The organism is Clostridium sp. TF06-15AC (genome assembly GCF_003481165.1).
Classification (GTDB): Bacteria; Bacillota; Clostridia; order Lachnospirales; family Lachnospiraceae; genus Otoolea; species Otoolea fessa.
The window spans coordinates 26162-40389 of sequence record NZ_QUKS01000007.1; the positions used below are offsets into that span (position 1 = coordinate 26162).

A 14228-nucleotide genomic window follows, 5' to 3' on the forward strand; every position below is an offset into this window, starting at 1 on the left:
GACTCCTTTCTATTCATTGACGCCCACAGCTTCCTCGTCCTCTGACGCCGGCTTGTTCATGATCTGGATGTCAAACGGGTCTACATGGATGCCGACCTTCTCGCCGACCGGGAACATATCCGTGCTGTGAACCAGCCATTCATAGCCGTCCGGTGTGGTGACTTCCATCTCATAGTGGACGCCCTTAAAAATCAGGTGGGTGACAATGCCCTGCAGCGTGCCTTCCTCCGGTTTTACGAGGTCGATGTCCTCCGGGCGGATGACAACGTCTACCGGTTGGTTTGTTCCGAATCCCTTATCGACGCAGGCAAATTTCGCACCGAAGATTTCAACCAGCTCGTCGTGGATCATCAGACCGTCCACGATGTTGCTCTCGCCGATGAAGTCGGCAACGAATGCGTTTTCCGGCTCGTTGTAGATCTGTTCCGGGGAACCCATCTGCTGGATATAACCCTGGTTCATGACAACGATGGTATCGGACATCGTCAATGCCTCTTCCTGATCGTGGGTAACATAGATAAAAGTGATGCCTAACTCATTTTTCAGACGGATCAGCTCATACTGCATGTCCTGTCGCAGTTTTAAATCTAGGGCACCGAGCGGCTCATCGAGAAGCAGGACCTTTGGCTCGTTGACAATCGCACGCGCAATGGCGATACGCTGCTGCTGACCGCCGCTCAAAGAGTCAATGCTGCGATGCTCAAAGCCGTTTAGGTTTACAAGCTTTAAAGCGTACTTAATTTTGTCATCAATATATGCTTTTGATTTATTCTTAATTTTTAGCCCAAATGCGATATTATCTGCGATGCTCATATGCGGAAACAGTGCGTATTTCTGGAATACGGTGTTTAGCTGGCGCTTGTTTGGCGGAAGTTTGGTGATGTCTTCGCCGCCGAAAATTACTTTTCCTGTATTTGGGGATTCAAATCCGCCGATGATGCGGAGCGTGGTCGTCTTGCCGCAGCCGCTGGGACCTAAGAGCGTTACAAAGGAATTTTCCTTTACTGAAAGGCTCAAGTCATCCAGGACCAGGGTGTCGTCAAAGCGTTTCGAGATATGCTGTAAATCGATTAATGGCTGGCTCATGCGTTTCCTCCGTAAATAGTAAAATAATGTGTAGTATTAGAAACTTGGCGGCGAGCTGACCCAGAGGATCGTCGCGCCGGAGCGGCTTTCAAGGTAATGCGTCTTGTCGCTCGTATAGTAAAAAGATTCGCCCTTTTTGGCTTTGTACGTCCGGTTCCCCAGATGAATCAGGATGCTGCCGGAAAGAACGTAGCCAAATTCCTCACCCTCATGCGGGCTGTCCGGATAGGTGGAGCCGCCGGCACCGAGTGTCAGGCGGATCGGTTCCATCGTGTTCTTCTGGGCGTTCGGGATGATCCACTGAATCTCATTTTTCAGTTCCGGATCTTCCTTGATAAAATAGTCGTTTTTTTCAAATACAATCTGCTCTTCCGGAGCCTCGTTGAAAAACTCCCCTATGGTTGTGCCGAGACACTGGAGAATATCCATCAAAGTAGCGATGGACGGGGAGGTCAGATCGCGCTCTACCTGGGAGATAAATCCCTTCGAAAGCTCTGCGCGGTCAGCCAGCTCTTCCTGCGTCAGACCCTTTAAAATTCGCAGTTCCTTTAATTTTCCTCCTATACTCAACAGAGGGAACCTCCTTTCCTGGTTTCATAGGAAATTGCGTCCTACGAAACAAAAAACGCTCCGCGAGGATGCGCTAGGGCACATTCTTTTTTATAAAAACCGGGTGGGAAAACCATCCGTCCGGCGTTTTTTAGAAACATGCAAAAGTAAGATGAAAGTTTAGAAATTCTAAAATGAATGTAAAATTAATCTTTTTGTTTAGAAATAATAAACTTGCTTCCGAGTATCTATTATACAGAATGTGGGGAAGGTGTCAAGGAAAAAAACGGGAAAATCCGGGGACTCTCAAATTGTGTGAAAAAAGGGTGCAAAAATGGCGGTATGATGATAAAATAGGGGCAGATAATTTGATAGAAACCGTTATAACGGTTCTGGGGGATCAAAGGAGGAACATTTCATGCAGGATAAGTATATGGCATATGTGGGTTCTTACTCATACAACGGTCAGGCAAAGGGAATTACCGTGTATGATGTGGATGTAAAAAAGGGAAAATTTATCTACCGGTGCGAGGTGGAAGTGGACAACTCTTCCTATTTAACTGTTTCACATGACGGGCGGATGCTCTATTCCATCGCGGACGAGGGCGTTGTGGCGTTCCGGATTCTGGAAAACGGCGCACTCAGCCGTGTGAACAGCGCAAATATCAAGGCGATGCGCGGCTGCCATATTGCGACCGATGCGGAGGACAAGTTTATCTTCGTATCCGGCTATCATGACGGCAAGGAGACGGTGGTCCGCCTGAAACCGGACGGTTCTATCGGGGAAGTGACCGACGGCGTTTACCACAAGGGACTTGGAAGCGTGGCAGAGCGTACGTTCCGCCCGCATGTGAGCTGTGCGGAGCGCACGCCGGATGGCAGATTCCTGCTGGTAGCCGATCTGGGAATTGACCAGGTCAAGATTTACAGGTTTGATGGCGAGAAGGGAACCCTTTCATTGGTGGACGCGATCCGCTGTGATTTGGAATCTGGTCCGAGACATTTCATGTTCAGCAAGGATGGAAAATTCTTGTATTTGATGTATGAAATCAAAAATGTGATTGATGTATACACGTATGAAACGGGCGATCGTGTGCCGAAGATCGAGAAGATCCAGACGATCCCATCGACCGCACCGGAGCGCACCAGCCAGCTGACTGCAGCGTGCACGATCCGGATGTCCGAGGACGAGACACATCTGTTCTGCAGCAATGCGGGCGATAATTCAGTCAGTGTCTACGAGCGTGATGCACAGACGGGGCTTTTGAAGCTGCTCTGCTGTCTTCCGATCAGTGGAGATTACCCGAAGGATATCGCGATTTTTCCGGATGGAAACCATCTGGCGTCGATCAACCACGGCAGTAACAGCATTTCTTTCTTCCAGGTGGAATATAAGGAGAAACTGCTGGTGATGAGCGGACGCAGTATTTCGGTGAATGAGCCAAACTGCTGTGTGATTACAAAGGTACCTACGAGAGGAAAGAAAGCAGACTAAATGGCAGAAGGAGTTAATAGCGAGAATGGCAGGATCAACATACGGAAAAATACTGACAATGACAACGTGGGGCGAATCCCACGGCGCAGGCGTGGGCGTGGTCGTAGATGGCTGTCCGGCGGGGCTTGCGCTTTGTGAGGAAGACGTTCAGCGTTATCTGGACCGCCGCAAACCGGGGCAGAGCCGTTTTACGACGAAGCGCAGCGAGAGCGATACGGTGGAGATCCTGTCAGGCGTTTTTGAAGGGCGGACGACGGGCACGCCGATCTCGATGCTGGTGTGGAACCAGGATCAGCATTCGAAGGATTACAGTGAGATCGCCAGTTATTACCGTCCCGGACATGCGGATTATACCTTCGATGAAAAATACGGTTTCCGGGATTACCGGGGCGGCGGACGTTCTTCGGGACGCGAGACGATCGGACGCGTGGCAGCAGGCGCCATCGCGGCAAAGTTGCTGGAATCCTTGAACATTCAGGTAAAAGCATACACGAAAGCGATCGGACCGGTGGAAGTGGCGCAGGAACGGTTTGAACTGGCAGAATGTGAAAAGAATAAGCTGTATATGCCGGATGCAGTCGCAGCCGCAGAGGCAGAACAGTATCTGGAAAGGAAGATGGCGGAGAAAGATTCTGCTGGCGGTATCGTGGAATGTGTGATTGCCGGTCTTCCGGCAGGGCTTGGCGAACCGGTTTTTGATAAATTTAATGCGAACCTGGCAAAGGCAATCTGCTCGATCGGTGCCGTTAAAGGCTTCGAGATCGGAGAGGGATTTCATGCGGCGCAGATGGCAGGGAGCGAGAATAACGACGCATTTGTCATGGAGCCGGATGGAAGCGTCGGCAAGGCGACGAACCATGCAGGTGGCATTTTAGGCGGTATGACGGATGGAAGCGAAGTTGTGTTCCGTGCGGCATTTAAACCGACCCCGTCGATTGCCGCAGAGCAGAGAACCGTCAATAAGAGCGGCGAGGAGATCGGCATCAGCATCAAGGGACGCCATGATCCGATCATTGTGCCGAGAGCGGTTGTCGTGGTTGAGACGATGGCGGCATTTGCGGCGGCGGATATGCTGCTGGGCGGCATGACGGCGAGGCTGGATCGGATTCAGGAGTTTTACCGGAAGTAAGGGAATGCAAATAAAAATTTTGGAAAAGCTGCGGCGGGCTCAGCCTGTTTGGTCCGCGGCTTTTTCTGGTATTAAATCAGGAGGCAGCAGGATGAGTGCAACAGGAATTTCAAAAGAAATAGAGACGGCAGGACAATTAGAGGAGCTGCGCCAGGAGGTACGGATTGCCGCAGAGGAACTTCTCAGTGCGGCAAACATGAAGACGGGACAGATTTTGGTGGTCGGATGCTCGTCCAGCGAGATTGCATCGCATAAGATCGGTTCCTATTCCAGCGCCGAGATCGGAAAAGCGGTGTTTGAGGAGCTGTATGCAGTCACCAAGTCGCAGGGGCTTTATCTGGCGGCACAGTGCTGTGAACATCTGAACCGGGCGCTGATTGTGGAAGAAGAAGCGGCGGAAAAATATGGTCTGGAGATGGTAAACGTCGTGCCGCAGCTAAAAGCAGGCGGTTCTTTTGCAACGGCAGCCTATGCGGGATTTGAACATCCGACAGCCGTAGAGCGGATTCAGGCACACGCGGGCATCGATATCGGAGACACTTTCATCGGTATGCACCTGCGCCCGGTTGCAGTTCCGGTGCGGACCTCGATCCGTGCGATCGGCGGCGCCCATGTGACGTGTGCGAGAACGAGGCTGAAATATATTGGCGGAGAGCGGGCGCATTATCTGGATGCGAAATAAAGAAAATGAGGAGTACAAAAAAACGTGGAAATCAGGAAAAATGATGAATTTGAACTGACAATCGAAGATATGAGCGAAGATGGAGCCGGGATCGGAAAGCAGGACGGCTATATCTGGTTTGTAAAAGATGCCGTGATCGGGGATCGGATCCGGGCGCGGGCGATGAAAATGAAGAAAAATTACGGCTTTGCCCGTCTGATGGAGGTGCTGGAAGCATCCAAAGACCGCGTGATGCCGGAATGCCCGGTCGCAAGACAGTGCGGCGGCTGCCAGCTTCAGATGATGAGTTATGAGGCGCAGCTTCATTTTAAGGAGCGCAAGGTCTACAATAACCTGCGCCGGATCGGCGGGATGGAGAATCTGCGGCTGCCGGAGCAGGCAGATAGTGTGATTGTGGATAAAACCATCGTGATGGAGCCGATCCTGGGGATGGAGCACCCGTGGCGCTACCGCAACAAGGCACAGTTTCCGTTTGGGCGTGATAAGGATGGAAGAATCATTGCCGGATTTTACGCGGGACGCACCCACCATATTGTGGAAGCGGAGGATTGCCTGCTGGGTGTCGAAGAAAATGCGGTAATTCTGGATATTATCAAGAAAATCATGGAAGAATACCAGATTGCGCCATATGACGAGGAGACGCACAAGGGTCTGATTCGCCATGCATTGATTCGGAAGGGATTTTCAAACGGCGAGCTGATGGTCTGTCTCGTCATCAATGGAAAGAAGCTGCCGCACGCGGATATTTTTGTGGAACGCTTAAAAGAAGTCCCTGGCATGACCAGTATTTCCTACAACATCAATCAGGAAAAAACAAACGTGATTCTTGGTTCGGAGCTTGTAAACTTATACGGACCGGGCTATATCACAGATAAAATCGGAAATGTATCGTACCAGATTTCACCGCTTTCCTTCTATCAGGTCAATCCGGTGCAGACGGAAAAGCTCTATGGAACGGCGCTGGAATATGCAGGTCTGACCGGGGGCGAAACCGTCTGGGATCTGTACTGCGGAATCGGAACCATTTCCCTGTTTCTGGCGCAAAAAGCGAAGAAAGTGTACGGCGTAGAGATCGTCCCTCCGGCGATCGAGGATGCCCGCCGGAACGCGGCATTAAATGGCATGGAAAATGTCGAGTTTTTCGTCGGAAAAGCTGAAGAGGTACTTCCAAGGGAGTATGAAAAAAATCAGGTCTATGCCGATGTCATCGTCGTCGATCCGCCGCGCAAAGGCTGTGACAGCGTCTGCCTCGACACGATCGTCCGGATGCAGCCAAAGCGGGTAGTCTATGTCAGCTGCGATTCCGCCACATTGGCGCGCGATGTGAAGTATCTGGATGAAAGAGGATACGCGGTGGAGCGCGTGAGATGCTGTGATATGTTCGGGATGAGCGGGCATGTGGAGACGGTAGCTTTATTAACTAAAAAGATAGCGACAAGAGAAGTGTAAAATTCAGGGTATCCTGCGTGCGTATATCGCACAGGGCGAGGTGCTTCCGGTCGCGACGCATTCCTTTGGTTTCATCGGTATTTTTGCCATCCCGGAGATTGGCTTTAACCAGCCGAAGGGAATGCTTTATAAGACGGAGAATCCATTTGCCTGAACAATAAAAAGAATATTTGCTGATTTCTCATGAACGTGATACACTTATAGATAAGCTGTATCGGCTGTCGATCACGACCGTTTCGGCGGTGTGAAAATGAGAAATTCCGGCACCGGAGGCTTTCAGAGTCACGATCATGCGATCGTGCGAAAGTTCCGGTGCCTTTTTATTTCAAAGGAAAGTGCGCCCTGATGAAAGCGGCAGAGAATATTTTGAGCGGTATTTGAGAAAGGAAACAGGAGATGGATGACAAAAAAATAGCCGTACTGATCGATGCGGAAAATGTGTCCGGCAAGTATATCAAGCTGATTTTAGATGAGGTCAGCAATTATGGAAGTGCGACATACAAGCGCCTTTACGGCGATTTTCAGACGCCGAGCGTGCGGGCGTGGATGAAGAACCTGCGCGACTATGCGATCACGCCGGTTTTCCAGTACAATTATACGCAGGGGAAAAATGCCTCCGATTCGGCGCTGATCATCGATGCGATGGATATTTTATATTCGGGCAATGTGGATGGCTTCTGTATCGTCACCTCGGACAGTGATTTTACGAAGCTGGTGCTGCGCCTGCGTGAGTCAGGCATGACGGTGATCGGCATGGGAGAGCGCAAGACGCCGAATGCATTTGTCTCGGCGTGTGAGACATTTAAATTCCTGGATATTTTATTAAACGATGAAAATCCGTCGCAGAATCCGTCCCTGCCGCAGACGCGCAAGGAGAGTGAGGCGGATGGTTCCAGAAAAGAGGCAGAGAAAGAAAGCGATCCGAATGCAGTCAGCAATATTCCGAACATGGAGGAGATGGAGAAAGAGATTATCTCGATCATCAATACACATGCGGACGATGACGGATGGGTGGATTTATCGGAGCTGGGAGACAATCTTCCAAAGCGTGTGCCGGGATTTGACCCGCGAAATTATAAATGCACGAAGTTAAAGCAGTTTATCGAGCTGTTTGATTCCGTTGAGGTTCGGTCAGCGCGCAATCCGCACAATAAGATTCTGTCGATCATCTATGTGCGTGTCAAACAGAAAGAAGAAAAGCCGGTACTTTCCAAGGTACGGCGCGGCGGAAAACGAAAGAAGGATGCGGACGCGGAAGAATAGTAAGCATATGCGGTTCGTATGAGAATAAAAAGTTGCAGAAGCGGCTGTGATTCGTATGAGGCTGGAAGAATGCAGCAGTGGTTGTAGTGTTGTGTCAGGTGTTACAAAGACAGACTGTAAATTGAAAAGTGAAGGATAGCAGATAGGAGAGACAGGAACATGACAAAGGAAGAGCTTGCATTAGAGGTAATTGACCGCCTGAAAAAAGAATATCCGGATGCGGGTTGTACGCTGGACTACAATCAGGCGTGGAAGCTGCTGGTCAGTGTCCGTCTGGCGGCGCAGTGTACCGATGCGCGTGTCAATGTGGTAGTCAAGGGATTGTTTGAGAAATATCCAAATGTGGCGGCATTGGCGGATGCCCCGGTGGAAGACATCGAGGCGATTGTGAAGCCGTGCGGTCTGGGACACAGCAAGGCGCGGGACATCAGCGCTTGTATGAAGGTGCTGCGCGACGAGTACGGCGGGCATGTGCCGGATGATTTTAACGCTCTGTTAAAGCTTCCGGGAGTCGGCAGAAAGAGCGCCAACCTCATTATGGGGGATGTGTTTGGAAAACCGGCGATTGTCACGGATACGCACTGCATCCGCCTGGTAAACCGGATAGGGCTGGTGGAAGGAATCAAGGACCCGAAGCGCGTGGAAATGGCACTCTGGAAGCTGATTCCACCGGAGGAGGGCAGCGATTTCTGCCACCGCCTGGTGTATCACGGGCGTGAAGTCTGTACGGCGCGGACGAAGCCGTACTGTGACAAGTGCTGTCTGCAGGATATCTGCGCGAAGGCAGGCGTGGAGTAGAAAGTCTGAAAAAGTCATGGAAACAGATGCAGATAGGAAAAGGATGACAGGAGGCAGAAAAATGGACGAAGAACGGCAGGAGACAGCGGATTGGCGCATCGTTTGGCAGATGTTTTTTCCGTGCGTCATCAGCGATTTAATCGGCGGATGTGTGGAGGTGCTGGGACATCTGGAGGGAAATGCGGGAAGAACCGTGTCGTCGTTGCTTACATTTGCCGTGATTTATCCATTTTACTGGCGGAGGATCCAGAAAAAGAAAGAAAACAGGCGCATAGCAGAGGCAGACGGGATGAAAGAGCAGGTCTCTCCACAGATAGAGACGACAAAGGAAGAGAAAAGTGGATATTTCTGGGAAAAAGTGCCGGATGTGTGGAAAATCCTGCTGGGGGCAGCTGCGTTCAGCGCTGTGTTTAACATGATTTTCTGGGCATTAGAAAAAAAGGAGATTTTCCTGGGAGTGCTGCATATTGCAGTGCAAAAGGTTCGGATGACTGGGCAGGCAGCTGAAGCGGTGTCTCTGTGTTTGAAAATGCCTCAGGGGGATATGCTTGCGGCAGCTCTGGGAAAAGGTGCGTCGGAGGGCACCGCCGCTTTATTTTCCGGCGCCCTGTGGCAGCAGTTCTTTCTCATGGGCATTGCCGCCCCACTTTCCGAAGAACTGCTGTTTCGCGGCATTTTATTTGAGCGCCTGCGTATGGCGCTCCCATTTTTCTGGGCGGCACTTGGATCGGCGGCATTTTTCGGGTTGGTGCATGGAAACTGGGCGCAGGGGATTTATGCGGCGCTCATGGGACTTATACTGGCGTGGCTGTATGAAAAAAAGAACCGTCTGTGGGAACCTGTGTTATTTCACGGTGCAGCAAATTTGACGGCGATGCTGATGCGGGTGCTTCTCTGGCACTGGTGAGGACATAAGAATACAAACAATTTCGGGAACGCAGGATTGTGTTTGCTCGAAGAAAGAACAGGAGGAGATACTACGATGCTTTCATTTGCAAGCGATTATACAGAGGGCGCCTGCGAGGAGATACTTCAGAAGCTGGCGGAGACGAACCGGGAGAGTCTGCCGGGATATGGCATGGACCGGTACTGCCAGAGTGCCGCCAGAAAAATACAGGAGGCGACCGGATGCCCGGAGGCGGAGGTTTATTTTCTGGTGGGCGGTACCCAGACGAATGCGGTCGTGATCAGCAGCATTCTTGCACCGTATGAGGGCGTAGTGGCAGCGCAGACAGGGCACGTGAGTATTCATGAAGCCGGGGCGATCGAGTACACCGGGCATAAGGTGTTGCAGCTTCCGGAAAAAGATGGGAAGATTGATCCGGCGGATCTGCAGGAATATCTGCAAAATTTCGAGGCGGACGCAAACCATGATCATATGGTATTTCCGGGAATGGTGTATCTTTCCCATCCGACGGAATACGGAACCTTATACAGCCGGAAGGAGCTGCAGGCGATCTCGGAGATCTGCCGTTCATATGAAATCCCGCTCTATCTGGACGGGGCGCGTCTTGGATATGGTCTGGCGGGAGAGGAAAATGACCTGAGTCTTTCGGAGATCGCGCATCTGTGTGATGTATTTTATATCGGCGGCACGAAGGTTGGCGCATTCTGCGGAGAGGCAGTTGTATTTGGTGAGAAGAATGTTCCGGCGCATTTTATTACCCGGATCAAGCAGCAGGGCGCGCTGCTGGCAAAGGGACGCCTGCTGGGAATCCAGTTTGATGTGCTGTTTACAGACGGGCTGTACGAGCGCCTGGGACGCCATGCGGTAGAGATGGCGGCAGCTTTAAAGAAAGGGTTAAAACAGCGCGGTTATACGTTTTTCCGTGAGTCCCCGACCAACCAGCAGTTTGTGATCTTGGAAAATGATCGGATGGAGCAGATTGAAAAAGAGGTTTCCGTGAGCTTCTGGGAGCGGTATGACGAGGATCACACCGTTGTCCGTTTTGCGACGAGCTGGGCGACCAGAGAGGCGGATCTGGAACATTTGTGGGAGATTTTAGATCGGATTGAGGCAGAAAGAGAGAAGTAGAGATGGAACGTAATGTAACGATGGCGGAGATTTCAGATGGAAAGCTGTACAGCCGGGACGATATGGTAAAAGCCGGATGCGATGATTGCCGGGGATGTTCGGCGTGCTGCCACGGAATGGGTAATTCGATCGTGCTGGATCCATATGATGTGTACCGTCTGACCACCTTGCGCGGGGACACGCTGGAACATCTGCTGGAGGAGAAAAAGGTGGAGTGGAACGTCGTGGACGGACAGATTCTGCCGAATCTGGCGCTCCGGAGCGGGGCGGATGAAGCCTGTGGGTTTCTCGATGAAGCAGGGCGCTGCCGGATCCATGCATACCGGCCGGGTATCTGCCGCCTGTTTCCACTGGGGCGCTTTTATGAAAATGGAAGTTTCCAGTATTTTCTCCAGATTCATGAGTGCAAAAAGGAAAACCGGACGAAAGTCAAAGTGAAAAAATGGATCGATACGCCGGATTTAAAGCGGTATGAGGCGTATATCAGCCGGTGGCATTATTTCTTAAAAGATATAAGAATGGCGGAAACGGAGGCGGCGCAGAACCTTTTGGCAGAACCATGCATCGGAACGCCGGAGGAACAGGAGATACAGAAGAAAAACCGTGCCACTGCGGCAGCCGAGCGCGAAAAACGGCGCAATCTGTTGATTATGAAACTGTTCTATCTGCTTCCGTATGATGGAGAGAAGGACTTTTACGAGCAGTTTGAAAAGCGGATGCAGATGGCGGAGCGGAGTTTGCGATAAATCCTTTGTTGAAGATAAATCCGCAAGGATGTTTGCCCGCAGCTGTGAAGAGGCTGAACCGTTTTGACAGAGTGAAATAAGAAAGGAGATTACCGATGCTTCATACGGATTTTCACACCCACACCACGTTCTGCGACGGAAAGAGTACGCCGCGGGAGATGGTGGAGGCGGCATACCGGATGGGAATGACCGATTTTGGTGTTTCAGGACATGCTGATTTTTCGATGTTTGAGCCGGGATTCGGGATGGACGACGAGAAGCTTCGCCAGTATACCGAAGAACTTCAAGAACTCCGGGAGGAATACCGGGGAAAGATGAATCTCTATATCGGGATCGAGCTGGATGGACTGGGACCGGTGCAGAAAGCAGAGTACGCGATCGGCTCGACCCATGCGCTCATCAAGGATGGCGGGTATGTTTGTGTGGATGATACGGAAGAGAAACTGGTAAAAGCAGTCGAGACGCTGTGGCATGGTGACTGGTACGCCTTTGCACGGGAGTATTTCGAGGCAGAGGCGCAGATTTATGACCGGACAAAATGCGATTTCATCGGACATTTTGACCTGTTGACAAAATTTAATGAGGGATATAAACATTTTGACGAGACGAAAGACGTCTATCTGGAACCGGCGATCACGGCGATGCACAAACTGGCGGCTCTGGGGATTCCGTTTGAGATCAACACAGGCGCCATGTCCCGCGGCTACCGGAGTGCGCCGTATCCGTCCGCAGCCCTGTTAAAAGAGCTGTGTGCCTGCGGCGGACGTATCCTCATCAACTCCGACAGCCACAGTGCCGACACGATCGGATATGGGTTTAAGCAGGCGCAGGAGCTGGCGGTGGCGTGTGGATTTAAAAGTGTGTGTGCCCTGAAACCGGGTGGCGGATTTAGGGAGATACTTCTTGTATAAAAAAGACAGAAAGAAAAATATACAAATTCTAAATTTCAACCTTAAAAATGCTGAAAATAAAGCCGAAATATTTTTATTTTTAGTGAATCGTTTTCAGAGAACCCTGCTATAATATGAGCCGTAACAAGGAGATAGATACTTAACAAAACCCCATGGCTGAGGGCTGCTAAGCACAATGTGTTTTCCACACAGAGTGTGCGGAAGGCGCAGATCAGATTTTTGGAGGAAAAGACAAATGACTACTTTAAAAGCTGAAAAAAGAAGCATGGATGTTAAGGCAAAGAGACTCAGAAGAGAAGGCTATGTAACAGGCAACGTATTTGGCAAGAAGATTCAGGGCTCCATTCCTGTTAAGATGGAAAAGAAAGACGTGGATCGTCTGCTGAAGAACGAGACCAAGGGCGGACAGATTATGCTGGATGTAGAAGGCGAAGTCTACGATGTCCTGATCAAGGAAGTTGACTATGATGCAATGGCAAATCAGGTTGTAGAAATAGATTTTCAGGCGCTGGTAAGCAATGAGAAGGTTCATTCCGTTGCTGAGATTATCTTCGAGAACCACGACAAGGTAGAAACTGGCGTTCTGCAGGAGGTACTGAAAGAAGTATCGTACCGCGCATTACCGGCTGCACTGGTTGAGAAAGTCAAAGTTGATGTTGGTGAGATGGAGATTGGTGATACAATTCGTGTCAAAGACCTTTCGATCGCAAAAGATAAAGACGTTGATATTCTGACCGATCTGGAGGCAGTAGTTGCTACCGTCACAGCGGTTCACAACAATGTACCGGAGACCGATGAAGAGGCTGACGCAGAAGAAGCTAAATAATTGGTGCCAGGATGAAGTGAAACGGGATGCTGTCCGCAAGGCAGATAAAAAGTTTCGCGGAATGATTGAAACATGAGAAAAGGCGGATGTACTGACCAGATGGTCGGTATATCCGCTTTTGAATTTTGTATGAACTTTTTTTGCAGACGGTAAAAGAAGATGAGGTTATGGCTCCATATATGCGTCATAAATTTCCGGATCAATATTCTCGCGGATATTCTCATATACGCTTCCAGCCGCCTCCCGGATGGCATCGCGCGTTTCATCCGAGAGAGTTAAAATCGCGGTGCCGCTCGCTTCGATCGTAGCGATACGGTTGGAGATGCGCGCGTCGGACTGTTCTCTGGCATACTCGGTCGCGGTTTTGGCTGCCTGCGTCATGATTTCCTGTTCTTCCGGATTTAGGTTCTGGAAGAAATCGTCATTGACAATCAGGGAGATCAGATGCGGCAGGTGGTTCGTCTCGACCACATAATCCTGCTGTTCGTAGAGACGGTTGGAGACGATGACCTCATACGGGTTCTCCTGCGCGTCGATCGTGTGCTGCTGGAGACCGATATACACCTCGCTGAAGGTCATCGGCGTCGGATTGGCGCCGATTGCTTTCCAGAATGCGAGATGATAGCTGTTTTCCATGGTACGGATTTTCTGCCCTTTGAAATCCGCCAGGGAGTAAACTGGTTTATTTGTGCTCATGATGCGGAATCCTTGATCTGCCATGCCGAGCAGGTGGTAACCGCCGTCGGTGTACACCTGGCTGATGAGATTGTAAAAATCCGGATCATCCAGCTTTTTGCGGCAGTCATCCAGCGAATCAAAGACGCATGGAAGGTCAAAAACGGCGAGATCCTTCATGAAAGAAACCTGAGGGGCGGTGTTCTGCACGACAAACGGGATATCGCCGTCCGCGCACGTTTCGAGCAGGTCGCGGTCACCGCCGAGTGTGGAGTTGGCGTAAACCTGAATCCGCATTGCGCCGTTGCTTAAGTCATGTACTTCCTCCGCAAATTTTTCGGCAAACAGCTGCGTTACCGTGTCCTCCGGGCTGGCGGTCGCCAGTGGCCAGGAATAGCGCTGTTCTTCCTTGCTGGAGGCGCAGCCGCTCAGCGCGAGCGAGGCACCGAATAAAAGAACCGAGGAAGAAATGAGCGCCGCAGCGAATCGGGAAGAAGTCCGGCATCGGCGGGACACTAGGTTTGAAATATAAATCATAATGGGAGATCCTTTCAAATTTAAAAACATCCATTTCATATGTGAAA

The 14228-nt window shown here is 50.8% G+C and carries 14 protein-coding genes; 11 read left to right on the plus strand and 3 right to left on the minus strand.

The window, feature by feature from the left end:
* Nucleotides 1-9: 9 nt before the first annotated feature.
* Together potA and DXC57_RS12940 are read right to left on the minus strand one after the other, a co-directional pair.
* A complete protein-coding gene (gene potA / locus DXC57_RS12935; protein ID WP_107001835.1) occupies nt 10-1086 on the minus strand; it encodes a spermidine/putrescine ABC transporter ATP-binding protein in 1077 nt (358 codons plus the stop codon).
* 36 nt (nt 1087-1122) lie between these two features.
* A complete protein-coding gene (locus DXC57_RS12940; RefSeq protein ID WP_022358843.1) occupies nt 1123-1656 on the minus strand; it encodes a helix-turn-helix domain-containing protein in 534 nt (177 codons plus the stop codon).
* Between the two features lie 397 nt (nt 1657-2053).
* Between DXC57_RS12940 and DXC57_RS12945 the strand changes: the two genes are divergently transcribed.
* From DXC57_RS12945 to DXC57_RS12995, 11 genes are all read left to right on the plus strand, one after another.
* Nucleotides 2054-3130 (plus strand): lactonase family protein, encoded by a 1077-nt coding sequence (locus tag DXC57_RS12945; RefSeq protein ID WP_107001837.1) that lies wholly within the window; start codon nt 2054-2056, stop codon nt 3128-3130.
* 25 nt (nt 3131-3155) lie between these two features.
* The gene (gene aroC / locus DXC57_RS12950) at nt 3156-4259 is read left to right on the plus strand and encodes a chorismate synthase (protein WP_118653010.1); all 1104 of its coding nucleotides are present in this window, start codon (nt 3156-3158) and stop codon (nt 4257-4259) included.
* Nucleotides 4260-4350: 91 nt separating this feature from the next.
* Nucleotides 4351-4941 (plus strand): TIGR01440 family protein, encoded by a 591-nt coding sequence (locus DXC57_RS12955; protein ID WP_118653012.1) that lies wholly within the window; start codon nt 4351-4353, stop codon nt 4939-4941.
* A gap of 24 nt (nt 4942-4965) precedes the next feature.
* Nucleotides 4966-6390 carry a 23S rRNA (uracil(1939)-C(5))-methyltransferase RlmD gene (rlmD, locus tag DXC57_RS12960; RefSeq protein ID WP_347502097.1) on the plus strand — a complete coding sequence of 475 codons (1425 nt, stop codon included), beginning with the start codon at nt 4966-4968 and terminating at the stop codon, nt 6388-6390.
* 396 nt (nt 6391-6786) lie between these two features.
* Nucleotides 6787-7653 carry an NYN domain-containing protein gene (locus tag DXC57_RS12965; protein WP_022358838.1) on the plus strand — a complete coding sequence of 289 codons (867 nt, stop codon included), beginning with the start codon at nt 6787-6789 and terminating at the stop codon, nt 7651-7653.
* Between the two features lie 159 nt (nt 7654-7812).
* Nucleotides 7813-8451 (plus strand): endonuclease III, encoded by a 639-nt coding sequence (gene nth, locus DXC57_RS12970; protein ID WP_117796723.1) that lies wholly within the window; start codon nt 7813-7815, stop codon nt 8449-8451.
* Between the two features lie 61 nt (nt 8452-8512).
* On the plus strand, nt 8513-9358 hold the full coding sequence (locus DXC57_RS12975; RefSeq protein ID WP_182457309.1) for a CPBP family intramembrane glutamic endopeptidase: 846 nt from the start codon (nt 8513-8515) through the stop codon (nt 9356-9358).
* A 75-nt stretch (nt 9359-9433) separates the two neighbouring features.
* The gene (locus DXC57_RS12980) at nt 9434-10486 is read left to right on the plus strand and encodes a low specificity L-threonine aldolase (RefSeq protein ID WP_118653016.1); all 1053 of its coding nucleotides are present in this window, start codon (nt 9434-9436) and stop codon (nt 10484-10486) included.
* Nucleotides 10487-10488: 2 nt separating this feature from the next.
* Nucleotides 10489-11232, plus strand: a complete 744-nt coding sequence (locus tag DXC57_RS12985; RefSeq protein ID WP_118653018.1) for a YkgJ family cysteine cluster protein — start codon at nt 10489-10491, stop codon at nt 11230-11232.
* Between the two features lie 95 nt (nt 11233-11327).
* The gene (locus DXC57_RS12990) at nt 11328-12143 is read left to right on the plus strand and encodes a histidinol-phosphatase (RefSeq protein ID WP_118653020.1); all 816 of its coding nucleotides are present in this window, start codon (nt 11328-11330) and stop codon (nt 12141-12143) included.
* Between the two features lie 235 nt (nt 12144-12378).
* On the plus strand, nt 12379-12969 hold the full coding sequence (locus DXC57_RS12995; RefSeq protein ID WP_118469307.1) for a 50S ribosomal protein L25: 591 nt from the start codon (nt 12379-12381) through the stop codon (nt 12967-12969).
* Nucleotides 12970-13134: 165 nt separating this feature from the next.
* On the opposite strand, the gene DXC57_RS13000 is transcribed toward DXC57_RS12995, so the two are convergent.
* Nucleotides 13135-14181, minus strand: a complete 1047-nt coding sequence (locus tag DXC57_RS13000) for a TRAP transporter substrate-binding protein (RefSeq protein WP_118653022.1) — start codon at nt 14179-14181, stop codon at nt 13135-13137.
* Nucleotides 14182-14228 lie beyond the last annotated feature (47 nt).

What these genes read in the sequence shown, in the direction of transcription:
- DXC57_RS13000 (WP_118653022.1), bottom strand. Translation starts at nt 14,181, where the DNA reads ATGATTTATATTTCAAACCTAGTGTCCCGCCGATGCCGGACTTCTTCC.
- DXC57_RS12945 (WP_107001837.1), top strand. Translation starts at nt 2,054, where the DNA reads ATGCAGGATAAGTATATGGCATATGTGGGTTCTTACTCATACAACGGT.
- DXC57_RS12995 (WP_118469307.1), top strand. Translation starts at nt 12,379, where the DNA reads ATGACTACTTTAAAAGCTGAAAAAAGAAGCATGGATGTTAAGGCAAAG.
- nth (WP_117796723.1), top strand. Translation starts at nt 7,813, where the DNA reads ATGACAAAGGAAGAGCTTGCATTAGAGGTAATTGACCGCCTGAAAAAA.
- DXC57_RS12980 (WP_118653016.1), top strand. Translation starts at nt 9,434, where the DNA reads ATGCTTTCATTTGCAAGCGATTATACAGAGGGCGCCTGCGAGGAGATA.
- DXC57_RS12955 (WP_118653012.1), top strand. Translation starts at nt 4,351, where the DNA reads ATGAGTGCAACAGGAATTTCAAAAGAAATAGAGACGGCAGGACAATTA.
- DXC57_RS12975 (WP_182457309.1), top strand. Translation starts at nt 8,513, where the DNA reads ATGGACGAAGAACGGCAGGAGACAGCGGATTGGCGCATCGTTTGGCAG.
- DXC57_RS12990 (WP_118653020.1), top strand. Translation starts at nt 11,328, where the DNA reads ATGCTTCATACGGATTTTCACACCCACACCACGTTCTGCGACGGAAAG.
- potA (WP_107001835.1), bottom strand. Translation starts at nt 1,086, where the DNA reads ATGAGCCAGCCATTAATCGATTTACAGCATATCTCGAAACGCTTTGAC.
- DXC57_RS12985 (WP_118653018.1), top strand. Translation starts at nt 10,489, where the DNA reads ATGGAACGTAATGTAACGATGGCGGAGATTTCAGATGGAAAGCTGTAC.
- DXC57_RS12965 (WP_022358838.1), top strand. Translation starts at nt 6,787, where the DNA reads ATGGATGACAAAAAAATAGCCGTACTGATCGATGCGGAAAATGTGTCC.
- aroC (WP_118653010.1), top strand. Translation starts at nt 3,156, where the DNA reads ATGGCAGGATCAACATACGGAAAAATACTGACAATGACAACGTGGGGC.